General features: G+C 39.7%; 26 protein-coding genes and 1 other annotated feature (1 of these 27 running past the window's edge). Of the genes, 17 read left to right on the forward strand and 9 right to left on the reverse strand.

The genetic code is table 11. The features are described 5' to 3' along the window. Positions 1–88: 88 nt before the first annotated feature. A complete protein-coding gene (locus O2S85_RS06985; protein ID WP_269411952.1) occupies positions 89–1,351 on the reverse strand; it encodes a BaiN/RdsA family NAD(P)/FAD-dependent oxidoreductase in 1,263 nt (420 codons plus the stop codon). 168 nt (positions 1,352–1,519) lie between these two features. Here O2S85_RS06985 and O2S85_RS06990 point away from each other — a divergent pair, with 168 nt between their 5' ends. Together O2S85_RS06990 and O2S85_RS06995 are read left to right on the forward strand one after the other, a co-directional pair. After that, on the forward strand, positions 1,520–3,136 hold the full coding sequence (locus O2S85_RS06990; protein ID WP_269411953.1) for a putative polysaccharide biosynthesis protein: 1,617 nt from the start codon (positions 1,520–1,522) through the stop codon (positions 3,134–3,136). 10 nt (positions 3,137–3,146) lie between these two features. After that, positions 3,147–3,872, forward strand: coding sequence for a pseudouridine synthase (locus O2S85_RS06995; protein WP_269411954.1), 726 nt, complete (start codon positions 3,147–3,149; stop codon positions 3,870–3,872). A 61-nt stretch (positions 3,873–3,933) separates the two neighbouring features. On the opposite strand, the gene O2S85_RS07000 is transcribed toward O2S85_RS06995, so the two are convergent. Beyond that, a complete protein-coding gene (locus tag O2S85_RS07000; RefSeq protein ID WP_439649454.1) occupies positions 3,934–4,131 on the reverse strand; it encodes a DeoR family transcriptional regulator in 198 nt (65 codons plus the stop codon). 172 nt (positions 4,132–4,303) lie between these two features. On the opposite strand from O2S85_RS07000, the gene thpR reads away from it, so the two are divergent. From thpR to O2S85_RS07015, 3 genes are all read left to right on the forward strand, one after another. Further along, the gene (gene thpR / locus O2S85_RS07005) at positions 4,304–4,888 is read left to right on the forward strand and encodes an RNA 2',3'-cyclic phosphodiesterase (RefSeq protein ID WP_269412504.1); all 585 of its coding nucleotides are present in this window, start codon (positions 4,304–4,306) and stop codon (positions 4,886–4,888) included. Further along, positions 4,872–5,090, forward strand: a complete 219-nt coding sequence (locus O2S85_RS07010) for a hypothetical protein (RefSeq protein WP_269411956.1) — start codon at positions 4,872–4,874, stop codon at positions 5,088–5,090. Before thpR ends, O2S85_RS07010 begins: the two co-directional genes overlap by 17 nt. Before the next feature lie 162 nt (positions 5,091–5,252). Next, entirely contained in the window at positions 5,253–6,077 is an 825-nt protein-coding gene (locus tag O2S85_RS07015; RefSeq protein WP_269411957.1) for a phosphotransferase family protein, read from the forward strand. Here the strand turns inward: O2S85_RS07015 and O2S85_RS07020 are convergent. Beyond that, positions 6,055–6,342, reverse strand: coding sequence for a YtzH-like family protein (locus tag O2S85_RS07020; RefSeq protein WP_269411958.1), 288 nt, complete (start codon positions 6,340–6,342; stop codon positions 6,055–6,057). The two genes, O2S85_RS07015 and O2S85_RS07020, sit on opposite strands and share 23 nt — an antisense overlap. Positions 6,343–6,460: 118 nt before the next feature. Between O2S85_RS07020 and trmB the strand changes: the two genes are divergently transcribed. Continuing rightward, on the forward strand, positions 6,461–7,099 hold the full coding sequence (gene trmB / locus O2S85_RS07025; protein WP_269411959.1) for a tRNA (guanosine(46)-N7)-methyltransferase TrmB: 639 nt from the start codon (positions 6,461–6,463) through the stop codon (positions 7,097–7,099). A gap of 146 nt (positions 7,100–7,245) precedes the next feature. On the opposite strand, the gene O2S85_RS07030 is transcribed toward trmB, so the two are convergent. Further along, positions 7,246–7,560 (reverse strand): PepSY domain-containing protein, encoded by a 315-nt coding sequence (locus tag O2S85_RS07030; RefSeq protein WP_269411960.1) that lies wholly within the window; start codon positions 7,558–7,560, stop codon positions 7,246–7,248. 178 nt (positions 7,561–7,738) lie between these two features. Between O2S85_RS07030 and O2S85_RS07035 the strand changes: the two genes are divergently transcribed. Further along, a complete protein-coding gene (locus O2S85_RS07035; RefSeq protein WP_269411961.1) occupies positions 7,739–8,803 on the forward strand; it encodes a M42 family metallopeptidase in 1,065 nt (354 codons plus the stop codon). A 100-nt stretch (positions 8,804–8,903) separates the two neighbouring features. Then, the gene (locus O2S85_RS07040) at positions 8,904–9,422 is read left to right on the forward strand and encodes a DUF84 family protein (protein WP_269411962.1); all 519 of its coding nucleotides are present in this window, start codon (positions 8,904–8,906) and stop codon (positions 9,420–9,422) included. A 153-nt stretch (positions 9,423–9,575) separates the two neighbouring features. On the opposite strand, the gene O2S85_RS07045 is transcribed toward O2S85_RS07040, so the two are convergent. Next, positions 9,576–10,016: a YtoQ family protein gene (locus O2S85_RS07045; RefSeq protein WP_269411963.1), complete on the reverse strand. Its 441-nt coding sequence runs from the start codon at positions 10,014–10,016 to the stop codon at positions 9,576–9,578. Between the two features lie 180 nt (positions 10,017–10,196). Here O2S85_RS07045 and O2S85_RS07050 point away from each other — a divergent pair, with 180 nt between their 5' ends. The 9 genes from O2S85_RS07050 to ccpA all read left to right on the forward strand — a co-directional run bounded on the left by O2S85_RS07050 (position 10,197) and on the right by ccpA (position 19,994). Further along, positions 10,197–10,514 carry a thioredoxin family protein gene (locus O2S85_RS07050; protein WP_269411964.1) on the forward strand — a complete coding sequence of 106 codons (318 nt, stop codon included), beginning with the start codon at positions 10,197–10,199 and terminating at the stop codon, positions 10,512–10,514. Positions 10,515–10,559: 45 nt separating this feature from the next. Next, entirely contained in the window at positions 10,560–11,363 is an 804-nt protein-coding gene (locus O2S85_RS07055) for a DUF1444 domain-containing protein (RefSeq protein WP_269411965.1), read from the forward strand. Positions 11,364–11,377: 14 nt separating this feature from the next. Further along, positions 11,378–11,980, forward strand: a complete 603-nt coding sequence (ytpR, locus tag O2S85_RS07060; RefSeq protein WP_269411966.1) for a YtpR family tRNA-binding protein — start codon at positions 11,378–11,380, stop codon at positions 11,978–11,980. A 487-nt stretch (positions 11,981–12,467) separates the two neighbouring features. Beyond that, positions 12,468–14,831 (forward strand): DNA translocase FtsK, encoded by a 2,364-nt coding sequence (locus O2S85_RS07065; protein WP_269412505.1) that lies wholly within the window; start codon positions 12,468–12,470, stop codon positions 14,829–14,831. Positions 14,832–15,121: 290 nt separating this feature from the next. Then, complete coding sequence (murC, locus tag O2S85_RS07070; RefSeq protein WP_269411967.1) at positions 15,122–16,444, forward strand: UDP-N-acetylmuramate--L-alanine ligase; 1,323 nt, start codon at positions 15,122–15,124, stop codon at positions 16,442–16,444. A 291-nt stretch (positions 16,445–16,735) separates the two neighbouring features. Beyond that, positions 16,736–17,143, forward strand: coding sequence for a DUF948 domain-containing protein (locus O2S85_RS07075; protein ID WP_269411968.1), 408 nt, complete (start codon positions 16,736–16,738; stop codon positions 17,141–17,143). A 19-nt stretch (positions 17,144–17,162) separates the two neighbouring features. After that, on the forward strand, positions 17,163–17,525 hold the full coding sequence (locus O2S85_RS07080) for a YtxH domain-containing protein (RefSeq protein WP_269411969.1): 363 nt from the start codon (positions 17,163–17,165) through the stop codon (positions 17,523–17,525). 193 nt (positions 17,526–17,718) lie between these two features. After that, positions 17,719–18,798 carry a bifunctional 3-deoxy-7-phosphoheptulonate synthase/chorismate mutase gene (locus O2S85_RS07085; protein WP_269411970.1) on the forward strand — a complete coding sequence of 360 codons (1,080 nt, stop codon included), beginning with the start codon at positions 17,719–17,721 and terminating at the stop codon, positions 18,796–18,798. A gap of 194 nt (positions 18,799–18,992) precedes the next feature. Next, positions 18,993–19,994, forward strand: a complete 1,002-nt coding sequence (ccpA, locus tag O2S85_RS07090; protein ID WP_269411971.1) for a catabolite control protein A — start codon at positions 18,993–18,995, stop codon at positions 19,992–19,994. A gap of 372 nt (positions 19,995–20,366) precedes the next feature. Here the strand turns inward: ccpA and O2S85_RS07095 are convergent, their stop codons facing one another. From O2S85_RS07095 to O2S85_RS07110, 4 genes are all read right to left on the reverse strand, one after another. Beyond that, entirely contained in the window at positions 20,367–21,521 is a 1,155-nt protein-coding gene (locus tag O2S85_RS07095) for an acetoin utilization protein AcuC (protein WP_269412506.1), read from the reverse strand. Further along, entirely contained in the window at positions 21,518–22,168 is a 651-nt protein-coding gene (locus O2S85_RS07100; RefSeq protein WP_269411972.1) for an acetoin utilization AcuB family protein, read from the reverse strand. Before O2S85_RS07100 ends, O2S85_RS07095 begins: the two co-directional genes overlap by 4 nt. Continuing rightward, on the reverse strand, positions 22,168–22,821 hold the full coding sequence (locus O2S85_RS07105; protein ID WP_269411973.1) for a GNAT family N-acetyltransferase: 654 nt from the start codon (positions 22,819–22,821) through the stop codon (positions 22,168–22,170). Before O2S85_RS07105 ends, O2S85_RS07100 begins: the two co-directional genes overlap by 1 nt. Before the next feature lie 175 nt (positions 22,822–22,996). Next, positions 22,997–25,462 (reverse strand): transglycosylase domain-containing protein, encoded by a 2,466-nt coding sequence (locus O2S85_RS07110; protein WP_269411974.1) that lies wholly within the window; start codon positions 25,460–25,462, stop codon positions 22,997–22,999. Between the two features lie 202 nt (positions 25,463–25,664). Next, positions 25,665–25,732, forward strand: a binding site (T-box leader); it runs 155 nt beyond the window's last position.

Consider the following 25,732-nt stretch of genomic DNA (forward strand, 5'->3'; position numbering starts at 1 on the left):
TCCTCTCTCGTTTTTGGTTGTCCCCGTACATGTTTAGGATGAACTTTGTAGGTAGAAATCATACAAGGAATGAGCTGCCAATAAGGTATTACAACAATGCTTTGGCTTCAGATGCAGCATTTGTCCCGGCTAGCCTTCCTGTTACCAGTGCTGAGGTAATATTGTAACCGCCAGTATAGCCGTGAATATCCAAAATTTCACCACAAAAATACAATCCATGCATCTTTTTCGATTTTATCGTACGCGGGTCAACCTCTTTTAAAGACACACCGCCACCAGTTACAAAGGCCTTCTTTAATGGTAATGAACCATGAACGGAAAAAGTGAAATGTTTCATGTTGCTGACAATGGAACGAATAGTATCCTTGCCGATGTTGGCAGCTTTTTCTTCTGGCATGACGCGATGATTGGTCAGGATAAAATCGAGCAAACGCTCAGGGATCAGTCCTTTTAAATTATTTTTTACTGTTTTCTTGGGATGTTGTTCCATTGTTTGCCACACCGATTTTACCAGTTGCTGTTCATTTGCATCAGGCAGTACATCTAACACCATCTTGACCTCGGAATTGCCACGCATCAGTTCTTTTACGACAAATTGCGAACAGCGTAAAACAGCTGGACCGGAAATGCCAAAATGAGTAAATAGCATATCCATTCGGTGAGTAATGATTGCTTTTTGTTTCTTATTTAATACAGTTAGGGACACGTCTCTCAATGATAGCCCTTGCAGCTCCTTTTGTTGAATAAAATCTTCATTGGATGTCAATGCAACTTCTGTCGGGTATAGCGTGGTAATAGTATGTCCAGCTTTTTTCGCCCAAGCATAGCCATCGCCGGTAGAACCTGTATGTGGGACAGCTTTTCCACCAACCGCAATAACGACCGCTTTTGTGTTGAATTTCTCCTGATCCATGATGACCGTGTGACAATCAGTATCATAGTGAATGGCTTGTACCATAGTGTTCATACGAATTTCTACGTTAAGGTCATAAAGCTTGTTAATCAGCGCATTAACCACGGTTTTGGCTGAATTAGAGACAGGGAACATGCGACCATGATCTTCCTCCTTTAGCTTGACTCCCATGTTTTCAAAAAAGTCGATGATATCATAATTATTAAAGACAGAAAACGCACTGTACAGAAATTTTCCATTACCGGGAATATGTCTAATCACTTCTTCCTGTGGCAGACGGTTGGTAACATTACAACGGCCACCACCGGAAATGGCAAGTTTCTTTCCGAGTTTTTTTCCTTTTTCGATTAAAAGTGTTTTGGCGCCTTGTTCTGCGGCAGCGATGGAGGCCATCAATCCGGATGGACCGCCGCCAATCACAACTACATCATATGTCAATGAATCTCAGTCCTTTCACTGCAAACAGCTTATCATGTTTTTCATGAAATGCACATCCATTTTATTACTATTTATTCTGGATTGAAGAGAATTCGTTATCCCACTTTTTGTTTTCTGTGATAAAATAAGCTAATGAAGATGTAATTATGAGAAGACGCAGGTGAAACAATGTCGAATATTGTCAGAGGCACCATGTTATTGACAGGTGCGACGTTTTTATCAAAGTTTTTGGGAATGATCTATATTATCCCGTTTAATGAATTGGTTGGTGAAACAGGGGTCACACTTAATGCCTATGCTTACGCACCATATAACATTTTAATGAGCATTTCCACGGTCGGGGTACCGTTAGCCGTTTCCAAATTTGTTGCAAAATATAATTCACTGGGCGATTACCGGACAGGCATGCGCATGTTTCGTGCAGGTATGTTGCTAATGAGTGTTACCGGACTGATAGCCTTTTTGGTATTATTTTTTAGCGCAGAACCGATTGCTCATTTGATGATCACGAATAAAGATGCGGGAGCTATTTCAGCTGCTGATGTGGCAATAGTGATCCGGATGGTAAGCTTTGCATTAATAATTATTCCGGCGATGAGTCTTGTTCGTGGTTTTTTCCAAGGGTATCAATCCATGGGGCCAACGGCTGTCTCACAAGTTGTAGAACAAATCATTCGTATTGTGTTCTTGTTGGGCGCTGCATTCATCGTACTGAAACTGTTTCATGGTTCCATTACTACCGCAGTTGGTTTTGCCACATTTGCGGCTTTTATTGGGGGATTAGCATCTTGTCTTGTATTATGGGTATACTGGCAAAAACGAAAGACAAGTATTAAACAACAGGTGCAACAGCAGGAACAGGAACACCAGATACCAACAAAGGATTTATTTGTCGAATTATTTCGTTATGCAGGTCCATTTGTGCTAGTTGGCTTAGCAACACCGCTATATCAATTGGTCGATCAATTTACTTTTGAACGGGCCATGGCAGTAGTGGACCACGAAAATTGGATAACTTCCTATGCGGTTATCGGTTCTAACGGACATAAACTCATCCTTATTCCGGTTACCATCGCAACTGGTTTATCGTTAGCGATCTTGCCCGCATTGACGAAAACATTTACCCAGAAGAACTGGCCATTGATGTACCAGCAAATAAACCAGGCCTTGCAAATCGTTATGGTACTTGTCATCCCCGCAGTAGTTGGGCTGTTGATGTTATCCGATGTAGCGTATGGTTCTTTGTTTGGATTAGATCATATTGATATTACCGGTCCGTTACTGGCATGGTATGCACCGATTGCCTTGCTGTTTGCTTTGTTTACGGTATCTGCATCCATATTGCAGGGAATCAACCAGCAGCGCTTTGCGGCCATTAGTTTGTCAGCAGGTCTTTTATTAAAAATACTGTTCAATATCCAACTGATCCATATGTTTGGTGCAAAAGGGGCTATCTTCGGTACGGGATTAGCTGTTGGAACAGCAGTCATCCTTAATTTATGGCGGGTATGTGTGTCTATTCACTTCCCGCTACGACAAACGATCAAGCGTACAGTATTAATCCTGATTTTTTCGTTAATCATGGCAATCGTACTATGGGTTGTAGAATGGGTATGCGGGATGTTCCTTCCGTACAAAACCGACCGTTTAGCCGCAATTGTTGTGCTCGGAATTGGCGTTGTCCTTGGCGGTGGCGTCTATCTGTTGCTTGGTTATTATTCTACATTACTGGAACGGATTTTAGGAAATCGAATTCGGATATTGGATCGCATATTACGCAGATAGGAGAATGTTTGTGCGACTTGATAAATTACTGGCAAATATGGGGATTGGCAGCCGCAAAGATGTAAAGTCCTTATTAAAAAAACGGCAGGTTACGGTTAATGATACGGTTGTTAAAGATGGTGGGCTGCATGTTGACCCGAAAACAGATATTATTAAAGCTTCAGGTAAACAAATAGGATATCAAAAATATCACTATATCATGTTGCACAAGCCCAAAGGAGTGGTGTCAGCAACGACGGACAGCCGGGATACAACGGTGATTGATCTGGTTAGAGATGATTTTCAATATGTTGATTTGTTTCCTGTAGGCAGACTGGATAAAGACACAGAAGGGCTGTTATTGTTAACGAATGACGGGGAACTTGCCCATAAGCTAACCTCACCAAAAAAGGCCATTACCAAAACATATTTTGCAACAATTGATGGTCATGTTACCCAGAGGGATGTTGATTTATTCCGCAATGGCATTCAATTGGATGATGGGTACACAACAAAACCGGCAATATTAAGTATACGCAAGGCTGGAAACACGTCCGAGATCATTATTTCTATTTCAGAAGGCAAGTATCATCAAATTAAACGGATGTTTGCGGCAGTTGAGAAACGCGTAACCTATTTAAAACGTCTGTCAATGGGCAAATTAAAACTTGATCAGCAATTAGCTTTAGGAGCGTATCGGGAACTAACACAAGCAGAACTTGCTTATTGTCAGTCACTAACAAAAGAGCCGACATGAAGTAGTGTCGGCTCAAGCTTTATTTGATATCATGTACTATGTTCTTTTTGTGCATTACTGTTTATGAGATTTTCACTTTTTTATTTGTAATTTTCCATTTTCCGCGAATCGGGCTATTAACGAGACCGTTATAAACTAATACACGCAAATCCCGTTGGATGGTTCTGTCTGTCGTTCCAAATTCATCGGCCAACTCCTGGGTCGTGACTGTTCCATTTTTCCTGATGTAAAGGTAGACAGACTTGACTCTTGTTAGCATTCTTGATGTTGGTTGATTCAAAAAACCACTCCCTAATGTGTCATTAATTATGTGGTGCTGTGAATCTCAGACATATTTGATGTATTTTTCTAATTTTATTTTACACCTAATTTATTGTGGATGAAAGGAAAAAGGTTCAGCACGATGTAAACAAAAAGGAGGGCGGATAGTGATGACATCATTTCCGCATTATTTTATTGGTATACCGATTTCCATGGATATAAGAGATAAACTATCGGATTGGCAGGATGATTTCCGTTTATTATTTCCATACAAGCAATGGACCAATCAACATGACCTGCATATTACTCTGAAATTTTTGGGTGCAGTGGATGATAAAACGATTCAAACCGTTATCAAAACATTACAACCGATCGAGAATCAGGAGAGCTTTACGCTTCATGTCGGTGGTATTGGCACCTTTGGAAAAACGAAAAGCCCCCGCGTGTTATGGGCCGGCGTCGAGAAGCACCCTCAGTTAATATCGTTACACGATTATATTGAGACCAGTTTGACAGCATGTGGATTTTCCCAAGAAAAACGGGCATATCAACCACATATTACACTGGGAAAGAAGTGGATCGGTGCCAGTGATGACGGTGAGTTGGCCAATGTCAAGGAAAAATACCGGCAACAAACGGTAAAAATGCAAGTTACGCGGATTGTATTATTTCAGATTTTTCCCAGTGAAATACCAAAATATAAAGTCATCTCCAGTTATGAATTAAGAGGTGGTATAGATGGCACAGCTCATTAAGCTGAAAAATTATATTTCGCGCTATGAAAGGTATCAGTCATGGTTTTCTGAAAAAAGAAGTCTCGTTTCACCAATGAAGAATCAACAATTAAAAGCCGCCCATGCCCTATTAAAGCATTGTCAAACAACCTCGGTAAAGCGTCCGGAATGGGAGGAGGAGACAGAAGCGTTTGCAATGGATTGGGAAGAATCAAATACATAGGATGATTGATAACGTGTTGAAAGGAAATTTCCGATAAACATATTTGTAATTTTGCCGTCAACGTTATAAAATATATAATTGGACTATTAAAAAGATGCATGTTATTTTTTGAGATTATTAAGAAAAAGTGAACACTTTCATTAAAGATTTGAGGAATGAACGGTGAATTGGTTTAACCATATACTCGGAAATGAATGGAATATAACACCTGCTGGCGGGTTGACCGGTGATGCCTATATTGCCGAAAATCAGGGGAAGCGATTATTTCTTAAACGTAACTCATCACCATTTTTGGCAGTTCTTTCCGCTGAAAAAATTGTTCCAAAACTTATTTGGACAAAGCGGTTGGAAAACGGTGATGTTGTTACGGCCCAGGAATGGATTGAGGGAAGAGAGCTAAAACCTGAAGAAATGCAACATCGTCAAGTTGCTGAATTGTTACGAAGGATTCACCATTCGTCTGAATTGCTGCATATGTTAATGCGGCTGGGAAAAAAACCGATCACACCCGATGCAAGCTATCACTATTTGCAAAGACAACTACATACAAGCGGTCTTTACCAGAGATATGGTGTAGTAAGGGATGCACTGTATTATTTGCATTTATTGTTGCCAGTTACCCGTAAACAGAAACAGGTCGTTTGCCACTGCGACTTAAATCATAATAATCTGTTGCTAACAAAAGAAGGTCAGCTTTATTTAATTGATTGGGATAATGCAATGATAGCTGACCCGGTAATGGATTTTGGGATGGTATTAAAAAGGTATATCCCGATAAATGATTGGGATGATTGGTTACAACAATATGGCGTTAACAATAATAAACAACTTTTTGACCGGATGTATTGGTATCTTATTTCCGATTCCCTGAATTATTTACATTGGCATGAGGAACGGAAAGAACAACTAAAAGTTCAGGAACGTCTTGATGATCTGCATGACTTAAATATGCATATCAACCGTGTTATTCTAAATCGACATTTGTAATGGCGTTCATCCAGTTTTCAATCTTATGTTTGTTGGTTGTGATATGATCAGGCGGGTTTTGAACAGTTTCTCCATCGTGACCATAATTATAAATTTCTGGAAGCAGGTTTAGGAGTTGCTTGTCTGTTATGCTGTTGTTAGCCATCATTGATTTAACCAATCGTTTAATTTGCTGGTATTCCGCCACTTCACCAGAACATTCAGCAGCATGTTCACCTAATATATCATGTAAAACCATTAATTGATCGTGAACAGTTATTGTCATGAGAAAATCACCTCATGCTTAGTGTTCAACATATGTAACCAGATTATGCTTCATTTCAGTGGGTGCTTTTCTTACATGGTAAATTGGTGATATTTAACGAGGAGGAGAGATTTTCAAGATGCGTCAACGTCATAAACCATGGGCTGATGAATTTATAGCTGCCAACAGCAATTTAATTATCCCTGATCCAAAAAACTATAAAGGGGAATGGCAATCCGTCTTTGGTAATAACAATCCCATCCATTTGGAAATAGGTACCGGAAAAGGTCAGTTTTTAACTGGAATGGCAAACCAATACAAAGATGTGAATTTTATCGGGATCGAGTTAAGTAAAAGTGTTATTGTAACAGCTGCTGAAAAAATTATCGATGCAGGGATGTCAAACATATTATTAGTAAATATGAATGCAGCCGATCTATTGGATGTGTTTGCTGATCACGAAATTACGAACATTTATTTGAACTTTTCTGATCCGTGGCCGAAAAATCGACATGAAAAACGGCGCTTAACCTTTTCAGCATTCTTAAAAAAATATCAACAACTTCTCAAACACGATGGAGAAATAATTATGAAAACCGACAATCGCGGATTATTTGAGTATTCACTTGTCAGTTTCTCAACTTTTGGAATGCAACTGCAAGAGGTTAATTTGGATTTGCATCAGTTGCAAGATCCGACAAACATAATGACCGAATATGAAGAGAAGTTTTCCGCCAAGGGACAAGCTATCTATCGTTGCCGTGCGCGCTTTGTATAACAAAGGTGCTGGATACTGAAGAAAATGATGAAGTAAAACGAGAGCGTTATACGTATAAATAAGCCAAAAAGAGCTATCCTTTTTATTTTAGGACAGCTCTTTTTGCTCATTATTGGCTATCAAACGGGTGCTTTTTGGTTTCCCAATCAAGTTGTTGGGACAGCATCTATCACTGCGCCTGTTTCCAGATCGACATGGAATTCATATGGCTTGTTTTCCCCATCAATATTACGGGTGATTCCACCGCGATAAGCTTGATACGTTAACCCGTTTTTCTCGACTGATTCAGGTTTCATATAAATCCATGAACCACTAATGGGTCCTTGTCGCTTAAATGCTTCCTTTGCTTGTTTTAATGCTTTTTCCGGTGTTATTTTTTGGATTTGTTCCATTTGCTGTCTTGCTAAATAACCAACGGCTACACCTAAACCGGTAGCCAATACAGCTTTTTTCATTCCCATTTTTTATCACCCCATAAAGCTAATTTAGACCCGGTAATCTTTACTTTCATAAGATAGTATACCGCAAATAAGACAAAATAGAAAATGAAAAATGGTAGGTGATAGTGGAAAGGACCTCTCTTGTTCCGTTATACTTAGTTTAAAGATTTCAATACATACGAAGGGATGAAGGGAAATCATGAAACAAGAAACATTGGATCTGTTCAAAACGCTAACTGAATTGCAAGGGGCTCCCGGTAATGAGCATCCTGTACGAGCGTTTATGCGCAGCGAATTACAAAAATATGCAGATTCCATTATTCAAGATAATCTAGGTGGGATATTTGGGGTTAAACAAGGAAGCGGACCTAAGGTAATGGTTGCTGGACATATGGATGAAGTAGGCTTTATGGTAACGCAAATCACAAAAAATGGTATGCTTCGTTTTCAAACGCTCGGCGGCTGGTGGAATCAGGTCATGTTGGCACAACGAGTACAAGTGATGACTGATAATGGTCCAGTGACTGGTGTCATCGGTTCCATTCCACCACATAATCTTACACCTGAGCAACGGAAAAAACCGATGGAACCAGAGAATATGTTGATTGACATTGGTGCAGATGATCGTGATGATGCACTAAAAATTGGAATTAAACCTGGGCAAGCCGTTTTGCCAATATGTCCCTTTACACCAATGGCGAACCCTAAAAAAATTCTGGCCAAATCCTGGGACAATCGCTATGGATGCGGGCTCTCCATTGAGCTGTTAAAGGAACTACAACATGAGACGGTACCAAATCAATTGTTTAGTGGGGCTACTGTTCAGGAAGAGGTTGGTACAAGAGGTGCACAGGTGGCTGCCCATATGATTGAGCCAGACATTTTTTATGCGTTGGATGCGTCACCGGCGAATGATATGTCAGGTGATAAAGATGCATTCGGTCAATTGGGAGAAGGGGCATTACTACGCATTTTTGACCGGACGATGATCACTCACACCCAATTGCGTGAATTTGTTTTGGATACAGCAGAATCAAACAACATCCCATATCAATATTTTGTTTCACAAGGTGGTACAGATGCAGGACGGGTTCATCTAACGGGTAATGGGGTTCCGTCTGCGGTCATTGGCATTTGTTCCCGTTACATTCATACCGCGGCCTCGATTATTCATGTCGATGATTATCAGGCAGCCAAGGAACTGTTAGTTAAACTTGTCAAAACCACGGATCAAAATACAGTAGATCAGATATGCGGTAAATAAATTTAATTAGATTGAACATTCTTTCCGGGCTTGCTCTGCCATGAAATAAGAAACTGCTGTTTTATGGTAACAGCTTGCCCATGATTGTGGGGATATGTAGATGAAGATTATGATTGGATCCAATAATCCAGCCAAAATAAATGCCGTTAAAGAAATATTTGCTGGCTATACAGTACTGGAAATAAACGCATCTTCCGGCGTTTCCGCACAGCCATTTTCCGATGAAGAGACAAAAGTAGGTGCCATGAATCGTGCATTGGAATGTACGCGAAACAACCCGGATTCAGTCGGAATTGGTCTGGAAGGCGGTGTGATGTATGTAGAAGACCAACTTTATTTGTGTAATTGGGGTGCGATGGTTGATCAGGATAAACATATGTTTACAGCAAGTGGTGCAAGAATCCCTTTGCCGGATGAAATACATAATGAATTGTGTAAGGGTCATGAACTTGGTGACGTGATGGATCAATATGCCGAAAAACAGGAAGTCCGGAAAAATGAAGGAGCAATTGGTATTTTTACCAATGAAATGATAACAAGAAAGGAAATGTTCAGCCATCTTGTAAAATTATTGCGAGGTCAGTGGGAGTTTTACCATAAACTTATCAACGGGCTGTAATACCTCCCTGCATGTGTGAGTAACCAAAATAAAAAAGTGGGGAAGGTAAACAGCCCTAAAAATAAATGAGATACGCCAAGTCATTCGAAAAACTAACTGAATGAAATCTGCAAATGGGAAGAGATGCCGTCTAATGCCCCGCTACATGTCTCCTTATTCAAAAATATAATTCAGTACATCCAGTGCTTGGTCAACCGTTTCAACCGTAACGTTTGCCTTATTGGATAATTCTTTTAAAGGATGGATCAGGGATTCAGGTCTGACAAGGATGGTTGGTTTATTCATGGTGATTGCAGCACTTAGATCCATCGCTGTATTCCATTGTTTATATTGTTCGCCAAACAATGCAATGACAACATCTGATTTTTGCATTAGTACCTGAGTTCGCAGATTATTAATACTTGATGCAGCATCATCCTTATACACTTTTCCAGGCTGCTCTCCCAACACATCCTCGCCAATATTATCTGACCGGTCATGGTCTGTTTGTGGTGCAACAAATGTTAAGGGAAGCTTTTTCTCACTTGCCTTCTGTTTTAGTTCTTCACGCCAATTTGTGTGAATTTGTCCAGCTAAATAAACGGTTAATTCCATTATTATCCCTCCAATGAAGACTATACTATATACCATTGTAACAATATCTTAACATGTTGCAATAGATTTTGTACCACATCAGTGCCACTTAAAATCGTCAGAAACCAAGGAATGAACTTACACTTTTTTATTTGCCATTCATGAAAAACAAAGATACTATTACACTGGAGGCTGATAACTATGAAAACACTTGAAACAAAAGAACAATTTTCAACATATATCGAAAATGAACCGGTAATTGCCATATTCACTGCAGACTGGTGCCCGGATTGCCGGATAATTGAACCTGTATTACCTGAAATCGAACAGGCTTATCCGGGATTCACATTTGTTATAATTGATCGTGACCAATTTATTGATATCTGCCAAGATTACGATATTTTTGGTATTCCAAGTTTTATTGCCTTTCGTGATGGTGCAGAAATTGGCCGATTTGTCAGCAAGGATCGGAAAACAAAAGAAGAAGTCATTGCTTTTATCGATAATTTACCCGCTTAGTGATGCCGGGTGATTTAAAATTCTCCAAAAAAAGGGGAGAAACACATGAAGATGACAAGTATCAAAATGAAAAAATTGCTGGAAGAACGATTGGCTAATCCGGATTATCAAACATCATATAATCGGGATAAAGATACGCTTCGCATCGAATGGAAAGATACAAAACAGGGAGTAACGATTACCCTTCCCAATGTAGTCGGGAAATATAATGAGCGGGGAAATCAAGCAGTTAACGACATTGTCGACCATATAACAGAGTCATTGCGGATGATGCACCGGAATTATGAGTTAACGGGAATGGAGAAATCAATTTTTCCTGTTATTCGCGCTACGTCTTTCCCGACAGAGACGAAAGCGAAAACCAAGCTTGCTACGAAAGAACACACCGCTGAAACAAGAATTTTTTATGCGTTGGACCTTGGGAAATCGTATCGGTTAATTGATGAGCCGATGCTGGACAAAGAAGGTTGGACCAGCGAGCGGGTTGATGAAATTGCCTCATTTAATGTTCGTTCTTTATCCACCGAAATGAAAAAGGATACGGTTGCTGATAATGACTTTTATTTCCTGGCTACACAGGATGGATATGATGCAAGCAGAATTTTAAATGAAGCATTTTTGGAGGAATTAAAGGCTAATAGTAAAGGGGAATTAGCATTAGCTGTCCCCCATCAAGATGTTCTAATTGCCGCCGATATTCAAAATAAAACAGGCTATGATATACTGGCGCAAATGACAATGAAGTTTTTCGCGGAAGGAAGAATACCAATCACTTCCTTATCGTTTCTTTACGAAGATAAAAAACTGGAACCGATATTTATTTTGGCAAAAAACAAACCCGAGAAATAGAAAGGATGAAATCAGTGGATGTATTTTATAATCCAACAGGTATTGGTGATGTTTTAATTATCCCTCTGCAGGAAGGGAATCGTTATGAACTAAAGCATGAGCAATATGGCGACATTACGAAAATTATCAGTACAGACGGGAATGTGCTTGGTTATAACATTTTTCATGCGTCACAACATTTTGAGCTACCTGCAACAGGAAAAATCATGCTCACAGCGGACATGCTTGATACATTACAGATATTCTTTGAAAAAAATGGGCTGCACGATTCACTTGATTTTGATTTGCGTCCAAAATTTGTTGTCGGCTATGTTCGTGAGAAGACCCCACATGAAAATGCTGATAAATTAAGTGTCTGCCAGGTAGATACGGGCGATGAAACATTGCAGATTGTATGTGGCGCGCCAAACGTTGATGCAGGTCAGAAGGTTGTTGTTGCCAAAGTTGGTGCAACAATGCCGAACGGACTTCAAATCAAACCGACAAAATTACGTGGGGTTCCATCGAATGGTATGATATGTTCGCAAAAAGAATTAGGCTTGCCAAATGCACCAAAAGAAAAAGGTATTTATGTGCTGGAAGACAGTTATACAATTGGTGAACCGTTTAATTTTTAAGCATATTAGCCGCGGGGCACAGGAGACGGACGGAGGGCTACAGGACGTAGGTCAGTTCGGCGTTGCGACAGGACGTCGCGGGCTTAGCCGAACTTCTCCAATCCCGATAACCAAGTTAGCCCACAGCATTTAATTTTTCAAAAGCAACCTATTGTCTTCAGGACTAAGGTTGCTTTTATATTATTTTAACTAACAAACTGGAGGGAAAACTGATAAAATAGAGTAAAGTAAAATATAATAGAGCCCGTTCAAAAGAAGGATAAAAAGGACCGAGAAGTTCAAGGCGGCGTAGCTTTGAGCACCGGAGTGTACATAGAAGGTACATGAGGAGCGGAAAAGCAAGCCAACGAACTTCTTCAAAGGAAGGCCGACTAAAAACGGGCTTTGCGCTCAGGCGTCGGCATACCCCTTTTGCAGGGGCACGTCATTTTTACCGGACTTTTTGAACATCCTCTAATAGAAGATTTTTAAGAAATGAGTGAAAAAAATGTGGGAACGATGGAAGAAAAGAATAGCAAACTTGTTTTTTACAGAGGTAATTGAAGAGGAAGAGGTTGAACGGAAACCACGGGATATCAACAGCTTACATGATCCGGATGTACATACCAAGGTTGTATATAAGTATCCAAATCGAAACTCATTTCATTTTCCAGTGATCCCTGATAATCCAAACCTGAATCGGGAAACGGACAGACCAGCATTTGAACGGAAACCCCAAAGACGGGATAAATATCAGAATCGTGTTAGAGAGCGTCCACTTGAACAAACATACAGGAGAAGAGAGGACCCTGCAGAACAAAAAGAAGAACCAGAAATAGTACAAAAACCAAGCAAACAAGTACAACCCAGGAAAGAGCCATTTCAGCCATCAGAGGTTCCGTCACCAATTTATGGGTTTCATAACCGGCATGAGGAAAAAGAGCTTGAGGATATCCCTGCATTTGTTCGCTACCAGCAACCGGAAATAGTACCAGAAAAATCCGAAACAGAAGAAATATCTGTTTCTGCGGAGAATGAAGTAGCAGCCGGGCAGATGGAATCGATAACTGCAGAGGAGCTTGATCCAGAACCGGCAATTATGGAAACCGAATCATCGGAAATACATGACGCTATTGATACTGGAACAGAAGAGATACAGTCAATTGAACCAACATATGAAAACAATGATTCAATAGTTATTGATCGCAAACCGGAGGAGCAATCTTCTTATAGCGACAGACAAGAACAAGAGATACAGCAACCTAATGAAGAAGCAAACAAGCAAGGTCCTGGTACATCACCTAATCGTGGCAAACAGAGGAACAAACGAAAACAAATGAACCGGCAAAATAATCAAAATACAAATTCAAGTATTCCGTTTAATGTCATGATGAGTGCCAATGATAAACGGCATCATGAGCGAAAACAGCGGGTGGGCAGTATTCACCCCATTGCCACTAAGCAAAAGACAGATATTCCTTATCATTTACTGAATGATCCGGTTCCAACAAACAGTCAGGATCAGATTTGGGTAGCTGAGCAAAAGGAGCTGTTGGAGGAAACACTAAAACATTTTCACGTCAAGGCAAAGGTGGTAAACGCTACGCAAGGGCCATCTGTGACAAGATTTGAAGTGCATCCTGATATGGGTGTTAAGGTTAGCAAGATTAAAAACTTAAGTGATGATCTTAAATTAAACATGGCAGCAAAGGATATTCGCATTGAGGCACCAATACCCGGAAAAAATACGGTGGGAATTGAAATCCCTAATCCGAAGCCGCAAATGGTTGGTTTACAGGAAATTTTTGCGACGGAAGCCTTTAAAAACAGTCAATCCCCATTAACCATTGCATTAGGGTTGACGATTGAGGGATCACCGTTAATAACGAACATTAAAAAAATGCCGCATGGGTTAATTGCCGGTGCAACGGGGGCGGGTAAAAGTGTGTGTATTAACACCATTCTGATCAGCCTTATTTATAAAGCGAACTATAAAGATGTGAAATTTTTGCTGATTGATCCAAAAATGGTTGAACTTGCTCCATTTAATAGCATCCCACATTTGGTAGCACCTGTAATCACAGACGTAAAGGCTGCCACACAATCTTTAAAATGGGCTGTAAATGAAATGGAAGATCGCTACGAAAAGTTTGTCCAGGAAGGTGTTCGGGACATTGAACGATATAATCAAAAAATGAGCAGGGAAAATCGACCGGATGACAAGATGCCGTTTCTTGTGATTGTAATCGATGAGTTGGCAGATCTAATGATGGTTGCTCCACAGGATGTTGAGGATGCGATATGCCGAATTGCCCAAAAGGCAAGAGCTTGTGGAATCCATTTGTTATTGGCTACGCAGCGGCCGTCCGTCGATGTTATTACGGGATTAATCAAGGCAAACATCCCGACAAGAATTGCGTTTAGTGTTTCTTCACAAGTCGATTCACGCACAATTATTGATACAAGCGGTGCAGAAAAATTATTGGGAAAAGGGGATATGCTGTTTGTCGAAAACGGTGCAGGAAAAAGTGTCAGGCTGCAGGGAGCATTTGTCTCGGATGATGAAATCGAGCGGGTAACTAAATATGCACGCTCCATCGCCCCAGCCGAGTATTTATTTGAACAAGACGATTTATTGGAACAAGTTGCGGTTGATGGCGAGGTAGAGGATGATCTTCTGGAGGAGGCCATTAGGTTTGTTGTGCAGCAAAATAGTGCCAGTACATCCTTGTTACAGCGCCACTTTAAAATCGGTTATAACCGTGCTGCCCGTTTAATGGATACAATGGAGTTAAAAGGAATTATTGCCCAGCAAAATGGAAGCAAACCGCGGGAAGTTCTTATTTCTGATTCACAACTATCGATGGAGTGATTTTTTCCAATAAATAAGCCTGCTGCATGCCCTGTGATATTATACTTATCACAGGCGTGTGCTGGCACAAAAAATATACGAAAGAACGTCATTGGCTGAAAAAGTATATAATGCTGTAAAACCAAATTTGATGCAGACGGATCAGGAAAATTGGGTACTGCTATTATATTCTGACGGTAAAGAAAATATATTTTATTTTACTATCAATCAAGTTTTGCTATAATTATTTAATAGCTAGGCAAAAATGGATTAGTTTATCCTTTTAGACATATAGTTGGAGGTACTTGGTTATGACAACTTACCATTTTATTGGTATTAAAGGGACAGGAATGAGTTCCCTTGCCCATATACTTTATGATTCTGGAGAAAAGGTTCAGGGATCTGATGTGGAAAAGCGATTTTTCACACAAGAGGCATTAGAAAAGAAAAATATTCCGATCCTTCCCTTTTCAGAAGATAACATCAAAGATGATTATACAATTATTGCTGGAAATGCTTTTTCTGAAGATCATATTGAAATTAAAACGGCTAAACAAAAAGGGAATACATTTTATCGCTATCATGAATTTTTAGGTGAATGGTTAAAACAATATACAAGTATTGCTGTAACCGGCACTCACGGAAAGACATCGACAACTGGATTGCTGGCCCATGTTTTGGGTGAGACATACCCAATCTCCTTTTTGATTGGTGATGGTACCGGAAAAGGTCATGTGGAAAGTAAGTATTTTGTCTTTGAAGCATGTGAATATCGTCGTCATTTTCTGCAATATGAGCCAAATTATGCAATAATGACAAACATCGATTTTGATCATCCCGATTATTTTACAAGTGTTGAGGATGTATTCAATGCTTTTCAGTCAATGGCTGACAGGGTGAAAAAAGGGATAATTGCCTGTGGAGATGATGAGAAGTTGCAACAAATTCAGGCAAAGGTCCCGGTCGTTTATTACGGTTTTGCCGATACGAATGACTTTCAGGCACAAAATATAAGAGAAACCGAACATGGTACGGAGTTTGATGTGTTTGTTCGCAATACATTTTATGATACATTTAGAATACCATTTTATGGGGATCATAATGTTTTGAACGCACTCTCTGTTATTGCAATTTGTCATTATGAAGGAATGCGTGTAGAGGATATTAAAAAGATTAGTACATTTGAGGGCGTGAAGCGTCGTTTTACTGAAAAACAATGCGGCAGCCAAATTTTAATTGATGATTATGCCCATCATCCAAAGGAAATAGAAGCAACAATTGATTCCGCCCGAAAAAAATATCCGGATAAATCGATTGTCGCCATTTTTCAGCCACACACCTTTACAAGGACAAAAACATTTTTGCAAGAATTTGCAGATAGTTTAAGACTGGCGGATCAAGTGTTTTTATGTGATATATTTGGTTCAGCAAGGGAAGAGAATGGGAAGCTCACCATTAATGATCTGCAAAAACGAATTGACGGAAGTTCTATTTTAAATTTATCCCATACGCAAAATTTATATCATTACCCGGATAGTGTATTGATTTTCATGGGAGCCGGCGATATACAAAAATTTCAAAAGGCGTATGAAGATTATTTACAGTCGTTTCATCACAAATTAAAAAATGCGTAATATGGGAGAGCTGTGGAGTGGTTGCTATTGAATAGTGTCTACCTGTCTGTGATAGTAAAGGTGATCAGGCCAGACACCATTTAAAACATTTCGGACAGGCACTGATGTAAGCAATTCACTTTTATCGAAAATGGTGATACAAACCGGTATAGTTGAGAGATAAAAGTTTAATCGGGAAATTTACGGGTATGATTACTATATAGGTTGGTAATGATGATCCTCATATTCATAACTAATTATCAAAATACCGGTTTATCATAAAATACATACAATTAAAAGGAGTTGACGTAGGTGGGATACTTATTAGCAATTGCTGCATTTGTCTTTGCTGTAGCTTTCTGCGTATTGGTAGCATATGTAGCAGCAACGTTATTAGCAGCACGACGTACACTAAATAATTTGGCCAATACAATGGAAAATGTGGAGAAACAAATGCGTGGCATTACAAAAGAAACTGAGGAATTATTGAATAAAACTAATCAATTAATGGCAGATGTCGAACAAAAATCATCGAAAATGGATGGTCTTTTTGATGGAGTAAAAGGCATTGGGGAAACGGTAAAAGATTTTAGCCAATCATTAAAGCAGGTTTCAAGCAGTATCAGTAAATCCGCTTCAGAAAATCAGGATAAGGCATCTCAAGCAGTGAAGTGGGGATCAGCCATGTTTGACCTTTGGAAGAAAAATAAAAACAAATAGTGTTTTGAGGAGGAAAAGAATGGGAAAAAAACAAGATAATTCTACAATTGACACGAGGGATTTTATCATTGGGGCATTAATCGGAGGTTTTGTCGGTGCATCAGCAGCATTACTATATGCACCAAAATCTGGGAAAGACCTAAGATTTGATATTAATCAGGGGACTTCGCAATTGAGGGATCGGGCAGAAGACTGGAAAGATATTGCCTATGAAAAAGGATCAGAAGTAAAAAACAAGGCTGTCAGTTCTGCTGCCGATTTAACGAAATCAGTACAAAACAAATTGAAAAAACGTACAAAAGAAGATGAAGCATTAGAAGCAGCGGAAGAAGTTGCCGAAGCAATTGAACAAGCTGCGGATGAATTGGAAAAGAAAAAATAATTAACCTTTTTAAGACTAAGGGGGCTGCCTAAACCGGCAGCCCCCTGGTTGTTATAATTGGTAAAATACCATGTTGGCAAGAAAATAATAATTAATATCAACTTTTTACTGACAAAGAGAAAAATTTTAGCTATAATGGTGACTAATTATTAAAATTTTTATCTTATTTAGACTAACTGGGAGGAGATCAACAATGAACAACAACATGGAACAACTGCGTGATTCGATGGATAGCGTTAACCTGGAATTGTTAAAGCTGATTAACCAACGTGCTGACATTGTGAAGCAAATTGGTGAAATAAAAGAACAACAAGGCATGAACCGTTTTGATCCCGTTCGCGAACGGGAGATGCTGAATAAACTGGTTGAAAACAACGATGGTCCATTTGAAAATACTACAGTGGAACATATTTTCAAGGAAATTTTTAAAGCAAGTCTTGAACTGCAAGAGGATGATCATCGTAAAGCATTGCTTGTATCGCGTAAGAAGAAACCGGAAGATACAGTAATTGATATTAAGGGTGAAAAGGTAGGAGATGGACAAACACATTTTGTCTTTGGGCCATGTGCAGTGGAAAGTTATGAACAAACAAGTGAAGTGGCGGCAGCAGTTAAACAAAGGGGTGTTAAGCTGCTTAGAGGTGGGGCATTTAAGCCGAGAACATCGCCATATGATTTCCAAGGGCTTGGAATTGAAGGGTTACAAATCCTTAAACAGGTAGCTGATGAGCATGACTTGGCGGTTATCAGTGAAATCGTTAATCCGGCTCATATCGAACAGGCAGTGGACTACCTTGATGTCATCCAAATCGGTGCTCGAAACATGCAGAACTTCGAATTGCTGAAGGCGGCCGGTGATGTGAATAAACCAATTTTATTAAAACGTGGCTTATCAGCAACGATATCGGAATTTATTAACGCTGCTGAGTATATCATTTCTCGTGGTAATGGTAATATTATACTTTGTGAACGAGGAATTCGAACATATGAAAAAGCGACAAGAAATACGTTGGATATCTCCGCTGTACCAATCTTAAAACAAGAAACCCATTTACCTGTCATGGTCGATGTTACCCATTCTACAGGTCGCAGGGATTTATTACTTCCAACTGCCAAAGCAGCATTGGCAATTGGCGCAGACGGTGTGATGGCTGAGGTACACCCTGATCCTGCTGTTGCCTTGTCCGATTCGGCTCAGCAAATGGATATTCCAACATTTAATTCATTCATGGATGAGCTGGAGAAATTTTCGACACAGGCCGTTCATTCTTAAGCAGCCGCACTTACAATTATTTTGACAGGTTTTTTTGAATGAAGGTTCACTTTATACTTTTTTAGTCTTCAAAAAAGGCTGATCGAGATTTTGATCAGCCTTTTTATTTTTTAAATCTTTATTTTGTGGTAGAGTAAGGTATATACATTTTAGAACGTGACAACGTTAGTTTAATTTCAGGAGGTTTTTAACAAATGAATATTACAATATACGATGTAGCAAGAGAAGCAAACGTATCCATGGCGACTGTTTCACGTGTGGTGAATGGAAATCCGAATGTGAAACCTGTAACACGAAAAAAAGTGTTGGCTACAATTGAACGGCTTGGGTATCGCCCCAATGCTGTTGCCCGTGGATTGGCAAGTAAAAAGACGACAACGGTAGGAGCAATTATTCCGGATATTTCCAGCATCTTTTTTGCGGAGTTGGCAAGGGGAATTGAGGATATTGCGACAATGTACAAGTACAATATGATTTTGAGTAATTCTGACCAAAACAAAGACAAAGAACTGCAGTTAATCAATACGATGCTGGGAAAACAGGTTGACGGGATTTTGTTCATGGGTGGAGATATAACTGAGGAACATGTAAACCAGTTTCAATCCTCATCTGTTCCGGTTGTACTGGCAGGTACATTCGATGAAACAGAAACCATCCCATCAGTAAATATTGACTATGAGGCTGCTTCATACGAAGCGACAAAGTTTTTATTGGATCAGGGTAATCAGCATCCCGCCTTTTTATCAGGACGTGATGGAACACTCATAAACCAACTTAAGCACGACGGTTATGTACGGGCACTAAAGGAATCAGGGGTTACTGTGAACGAGGAGTATGTGGTGGAAGGTGATTTCACCTATGATTCAGGTATTGAAGCTGCGGATCATTTTCTGTCGCTCGACAATAAACCAACCGCAATATTCGTGGCATCGGATGAAATGGCATTAGGAGTTATTCATGGGGTACAGGATAAAGGACTGAACGTTCCTGAGGATGTCGAAGTGTTTGGATTTAATAATACCAGGATTGCGACAATGGTTCGTCCAACTTTATCAACGATTGTTCAGCCAATGTATGATATTGGTGCTGTAGCAATGCGACTGTTAACAAAATATATGAATAAAGAAGAAGTAAGCGAGAAAAAAGTGGTTTTACCACATCGAATTATTCAGCGGGACTCAACAAATCGAAAATAATGCCGATATAATTATTTAGAGGGATGTTATATTTCCGGACATACAAGGAACTGTCCGGAAGATGCCCCTCTAAGATTCATCCAGATTTGGAGAGATAGAGATGAAAAAACGGGATCTATTAACCCCGATCGCATTACACTTGGCTTTATCATGATCATGCTGGCAATATTGACAAATGGAGGAAGCAAGGATGCCGACTGAACGTGGGGTTGTACTGGTTTTACAGGATAGTATTTTATTTGATTCCGGAGAAGCGGTGATTCGTGATTCCGGGAAACCGTTTTTTACATAAAACCTTGATGACAATCAAGAACAATTGGATGAGTGAAAGGGAGGGGGAATATTCCATCTCCCTTTAAATATATTTGTTGATTATTTCTGTTTCGTATATTTCAAGGCACTTAATAAAAATTTTGCGTTTTTTTCGGTGATCTCTGCTCTTCTTGGTATTTCCGGAACAATGGATGGCTCGTCATGCCAGTATTGCGGTAATGTAACCGGTGCTTGTGGCTGCCACTTTCTAAGCCACATATCGGGTATCTTACCTGTCTGCGGCTGGCCTGTTTTCATGACATTCCATACTTGCGCCCATGCTCTGGGGACAGCACGCCACATATCGTAACCGCCACCACCTAAGGCGACCCAGTTTCCATTGCAATATTCGTGAGCCATTTTATGAGCCAACATTGGTATTCTTTCGTAGGCAGTCATTGTCGTACAGAGATGTGTCAATGGATCGTACGCATGCGCATCAGCACCATTCTGTGTGACAATAATATCAGGTTTGAAGAAGGCGCATATTTCCTCAAATGCAGATTCATAAACCTGTAAAAAAGATTCATCTTCTGTAAATGCATCAACAGGAAGATTAAATGAATAGCCATGTCCCGCTTTAATTCCGCGTTCATTAACATTACCAGTGCCGGGAAATAGGTAACGTCCGGTTTCGTGAATGCTTAGTGTGCAAACATTTGGATCCTCATAAAAGGCCCATTGTACTCCATCCCCATGGTGTGCATCTGTATCCACATAGAGGACCTTCACATCGTATTTTTTTCGTAAATATTTAATAGCGATGGCACCATCATTATAAACGCAGAAACCCGATGCCTTTCGTTTTAAACCGTGGTGCAGTCCGCCACCTAAATTAAGGGAGTGGGTTGATTTCCCTTCCAGTACCGCATCCACAGCATTTAAAGATCCGCCGACAAGCATGCTGGAGGCCTCATGCATATTGGTGAACACGGGTGTATCCTCGGTTCCAAGACCAAATTCCAATCCTTTTTCTTCAGGTAATTTACCTGTACTTGCTTGTTTCACCGCCTGAATATATGCTTTATCATGAAATAATTCTAGTTCCGCGTCTGTTGCCTGTCTTGGTTCAATCATATCGGAGGGTTGAAGTGTATTAACGGCTTCCAATAATTCTTTTGCCAATACTACCCGCAGTTGATTAAAAGGATGATCCGAGTGAAAATGATAATTTAAATAGCTATCTGAAAACACAAAAGAAGCGTTGCAAGTCATCGCGTTGGCCCTGCCATATGGTTTGGCCATAACAGCTCATAACCCGCTTTTCGTAAATCCTCAATGACCGGAACCGGGTTCATTGTTTGGATGCGAAAGACAAGTATTTTATAATTCGGATCATCATGATATGGGTATACAAGTACAGATGTAATATTGGTTTTATGTTTGCCAAATATTGCTGTAACTTCGGGTAAGATACCAGGGCGGTGTGGAACCTTTAGTTCAATATGGGAACTTTGTACATTTGTCCCGGTTAGTTGAATTAACGTATGAAGCATATCCTTTTCAGTTACTATTCCGATAAGTTCATTATTGCTTACCACAGGAAGACAGGCAAATTCTTTCTCATAAAAGATACTGGCTATTTCTTCAACAAAATCAAGCGGATGAATGGTAATTACCGGCTGACTCATAATAGATTGCAATTCATGTTGTAATTCCGATTGGACTGCGGATTTACTAAAAACAGATGGACTCGCATCCCGAATATCCCGATCCGATACGATTCCAATGACATGGTTTTTTTCGTTGGTGATCGGAATATGGCGTATATGGTATTGTTGTAATAGCTGTAAAGCTTCGGCAATAGTTGCATCTGGTGGCAGTGTTTGTATATTTTTCGTCATAATACTTTCGACAAGCATTAAAATCCTCCTCTCATTGTACGGTGTTGATGGCGTTGTAAAAAACGTAATGTATCAAATCGGGCAATTGATTCCTCTGGTACATATTTACCAATCCGAACCATTAAACAGTTGGCCGGGTGCGAGATAATCTCAGGATCATCTGTTGGTGCAGGGGAAAGTCCACCGGCTGCCATCATTTTTTCCATAATGTTGCGATATCCCCAGACACTTAGTTTCGTGCCATCCAAATCCCAATGCCAATAATACTCGGTTGAGATAATAATATAATTTTCCATATAATCGTCCATCATGGAAACCTCCAGTAAACTGGAAGCGATTTTTGCTCCACGATATTTTGGGATAACCTCAATTGCCCCCAGCTCAATGAGGTCATCCATATTAAATGTTGACCACCGTTCCAATGGATCAGGATGCAGATAAGTGACATAACCAATAATTGTATCTTCCGTCCTGGCAATGATCAGTCTGCCCTCCAGAAAATCGGCAATCTCCAATATAGCTGCAAATTGTTTATCGGCAGGACGAAATGCGGTTAAATCATTATGAAATTGGTATTTCTTCAATTCTGTTGATGGAAGCGGTCCTTCAATTGTAATCATCCCGTGCGGTGTATCCTTTGTTATGGCATGATATACCTTTGTATGATTCATTTACTCACCACCTTTTTATTGTTTTAAAGAATGCTATAGTTCCAGTATACAGGATTGTTTTATGAATTTTTAGCAAAGTGATCAATGTTTTGACAGATTTGCCGATGCATTTGTCAAAATTGTTACAATGGGGTAGTACAAAAAAAGAATGGGAGGAATGTCCACCCACTCTTTTTTAATCATCATTGTTCTTTTCTTTATTACCGTTTTTACTGCTCGTACCGTGGGTACCAATTTTCTCCCATTTTTCCCGATTTGTCCTTGGATACAAAATAGATAAATCGTTATACACGTCATAACCGTTTCGCTTTAAAAATTCCGGATTAAAGGCAATTCCTCCGCGACTACTGATTAAACTATCATCTGTTTGGCTGGGTACATATTTAGCGTTGTAGATATCCGAATTAACCAGACCGGCTTTTTCGCATGCATCCGATGGCAACATACCGGATGGTTCACAATAACTTTTGGATACAATGTTATTTGGCTTTTTAAAATGGTTTTGTGGTGTAACTAAATCTGGATTAATCTCCGCTGCTTTATTGACAAGCTTTGCCCACAACTTGACATTACGATCACTGTAGCCAAGGGAACAGCCACTGCACTTCAGGCTCTTTGGATGATCATAACCCATCCATGTTCCAAATGTTACATTCGGATTTGTCGCAACAAACCAGGTATCCTCCCAGTTTTGCGATGTACCTGTTTTACCTGCCCAATCTACACCGGGGTTTGCTAATTGGGAATTTAAGTAGGTTGCTGTACCATTTTTAATGACCCCACGCATGAGATCAAGTGTCAGATAGTTTGTTTGCGGTGAAAATACTTTTGTTGGCTTGCTTTTTTTATGTTTATAAATGACATCCCCATCCTTGGTAGTAATGCTATCAATCATATAGGCATCGACAAACTTGCCGTTATTGCCAAATGTTGTATAAGCATTGATATTTTCCTCGATACTAATCCCATCTGTTGGCTGGCCAAGTGCCAATGATTCATATTCGTGATCCCCATCTGTCAAGGTGGTGATTCCCATTTTTTCCAAATATTCACTGGCAGGATCGTCACCAATAATTTTTTGGTAAATTTTCACTGCTGGTATATTATGAGATTGTGCCAATGCTTGACGTGCCGATACGATTCCGTGGTAACCACCTGCATAGTTATTCGGACTGTAACTACCGGACATTTTATAATCCAAAATTGGCGTACCAGGCTGGATAACTCCTTTTTCCATTGCCGGGCCATATACAAGTAATGGTTTCATGGTACTTCCATTTGGCCTTTTAGCTGCTTTGGTTATGTGATTGACTTGGCTATTATCGTAGTCCCGGCCGCCAACGAAACTAATGATTCGGCCAGTTTTATTTTCGATTAACATTCCGCCTACCTGTACTGGTTCCATGATTTGAACTTCTTCGCCATTTTCATCTGTGACGGTTTCCGGTTTGTCCGGTCCATAGGTATCATATTCCTTAACGATTTTTTGGAAGGCATCGTACGTTTTTTTATCAATCGTCGAATGGACTTCATATCCTTTTTGTCGTAAATCGCGGTCAGCCAAAATCATATATTCTTTACGCAGCTTTTTGTCCTTTTGCAGATCCTTGTTTGTGTAACCATCTGACTTGGCTAATTTTTTGGCAATGATTTTTTTTGCTCGTGTCTCAATTTCTACAGTTAAATAAGGATACTTTTCCAGCGATGATTTTTTTGCCTTGGTAAAGTCAGCTGTGATGTCATAATCGATCGCTTTTTCATATTCCTTCTTGGAAATATATTTTTCTTCATACATCCGTTTTAACACTGATTTCATCCGTTTGATTCCAGGCTGTAAGTGTTCCTTCTTTTTTTTCTTCCCATTCGTTAAAAATGGTGTGTAGTAGGAAGGACTTTGTGGCAGCCCGGCTAAATAAGCAGATTGCGGTAAGTTCAGATCTTTGGCATCGATGCCGAAAACCCCCTGTGCAGCCGTTTGAATTCCTGCAATCGTTTGACCGGATGCATCCCTGCCATAGGGAATGATATTTAAATAGGCTTCAAGAATTTGGTCTTTAGTAAAGAAACGCTCCAGGCGCAATGATAATAATATTTCTTTTGCTTTTCGTTCAAATGATACTTCGTTTGTTAATATTTGGTTCTTAATTAGTTGCTGGGTTAACGTGCTGCCACCCGTCTTCACATCGGAATTGGTTGCCTCTTGAACAAGTGCCCGGACTATCGCTTTTGGAACAACCCCTTTATGCTGTTTAAAATTCTCGTCTTCTGTCGCGATAACAGCATTTATTAGTGCATCGGAGACATCTTTTAAATCTACCTCATCCCTATGTATATCTGATTGGATCTCGCCAATATATTTGTTATCGGCAAAGTAAAGTCTGGATGTTTCCTCATAGTTGTTAATATCTTTTTCCATACTTGCATGGCTGCGAATTGGTTCATCTTTCACGAGCGAGGCAAAATATCCTGCGCCAATCCCGAAAGCAAAGAAACCGCCTATTATCCCAACAATAATAAAAAACAAGATAACATTCCAAACAACATCATATGTAACGCGGGAGGATCGTTGGAGCTTTCCCGTCCTCCAATACTCTTTGAATTTTTGATTGTATTTTTGAAGCAATTGTTTGAATTGGTTCACAATATGACCTCCTAAATTTCATTATAGCATAGGTGTATTTTAAGTAGAATAAAGAATAATAGATTTTTCGTAAACACTTATGTTTTTGTGGTAAAATATGAAGTACAAGGGTAACACGAAATATTACAGGATTAAACCAACATGAAAGATCAAATAGTTGCAATTTACCTGCTGATATGATAAAAGTAAATAATAATATATGTATAAAGCTAGGAAAGATCGCAGTAGTGAGGCAAATCCCTGTTTAAGCGAGCCAGTGGTGGTGGGAAC

The sequence above is a fragment of the Lentibacillus daqui genome (assembly GCF_027186265.1).
GTDB lineage: Bacteria > Bacillota > Bacilli > Bacillales > Amphibacillaceae > Lentibacillus_C > Lentibacillus_C daqui.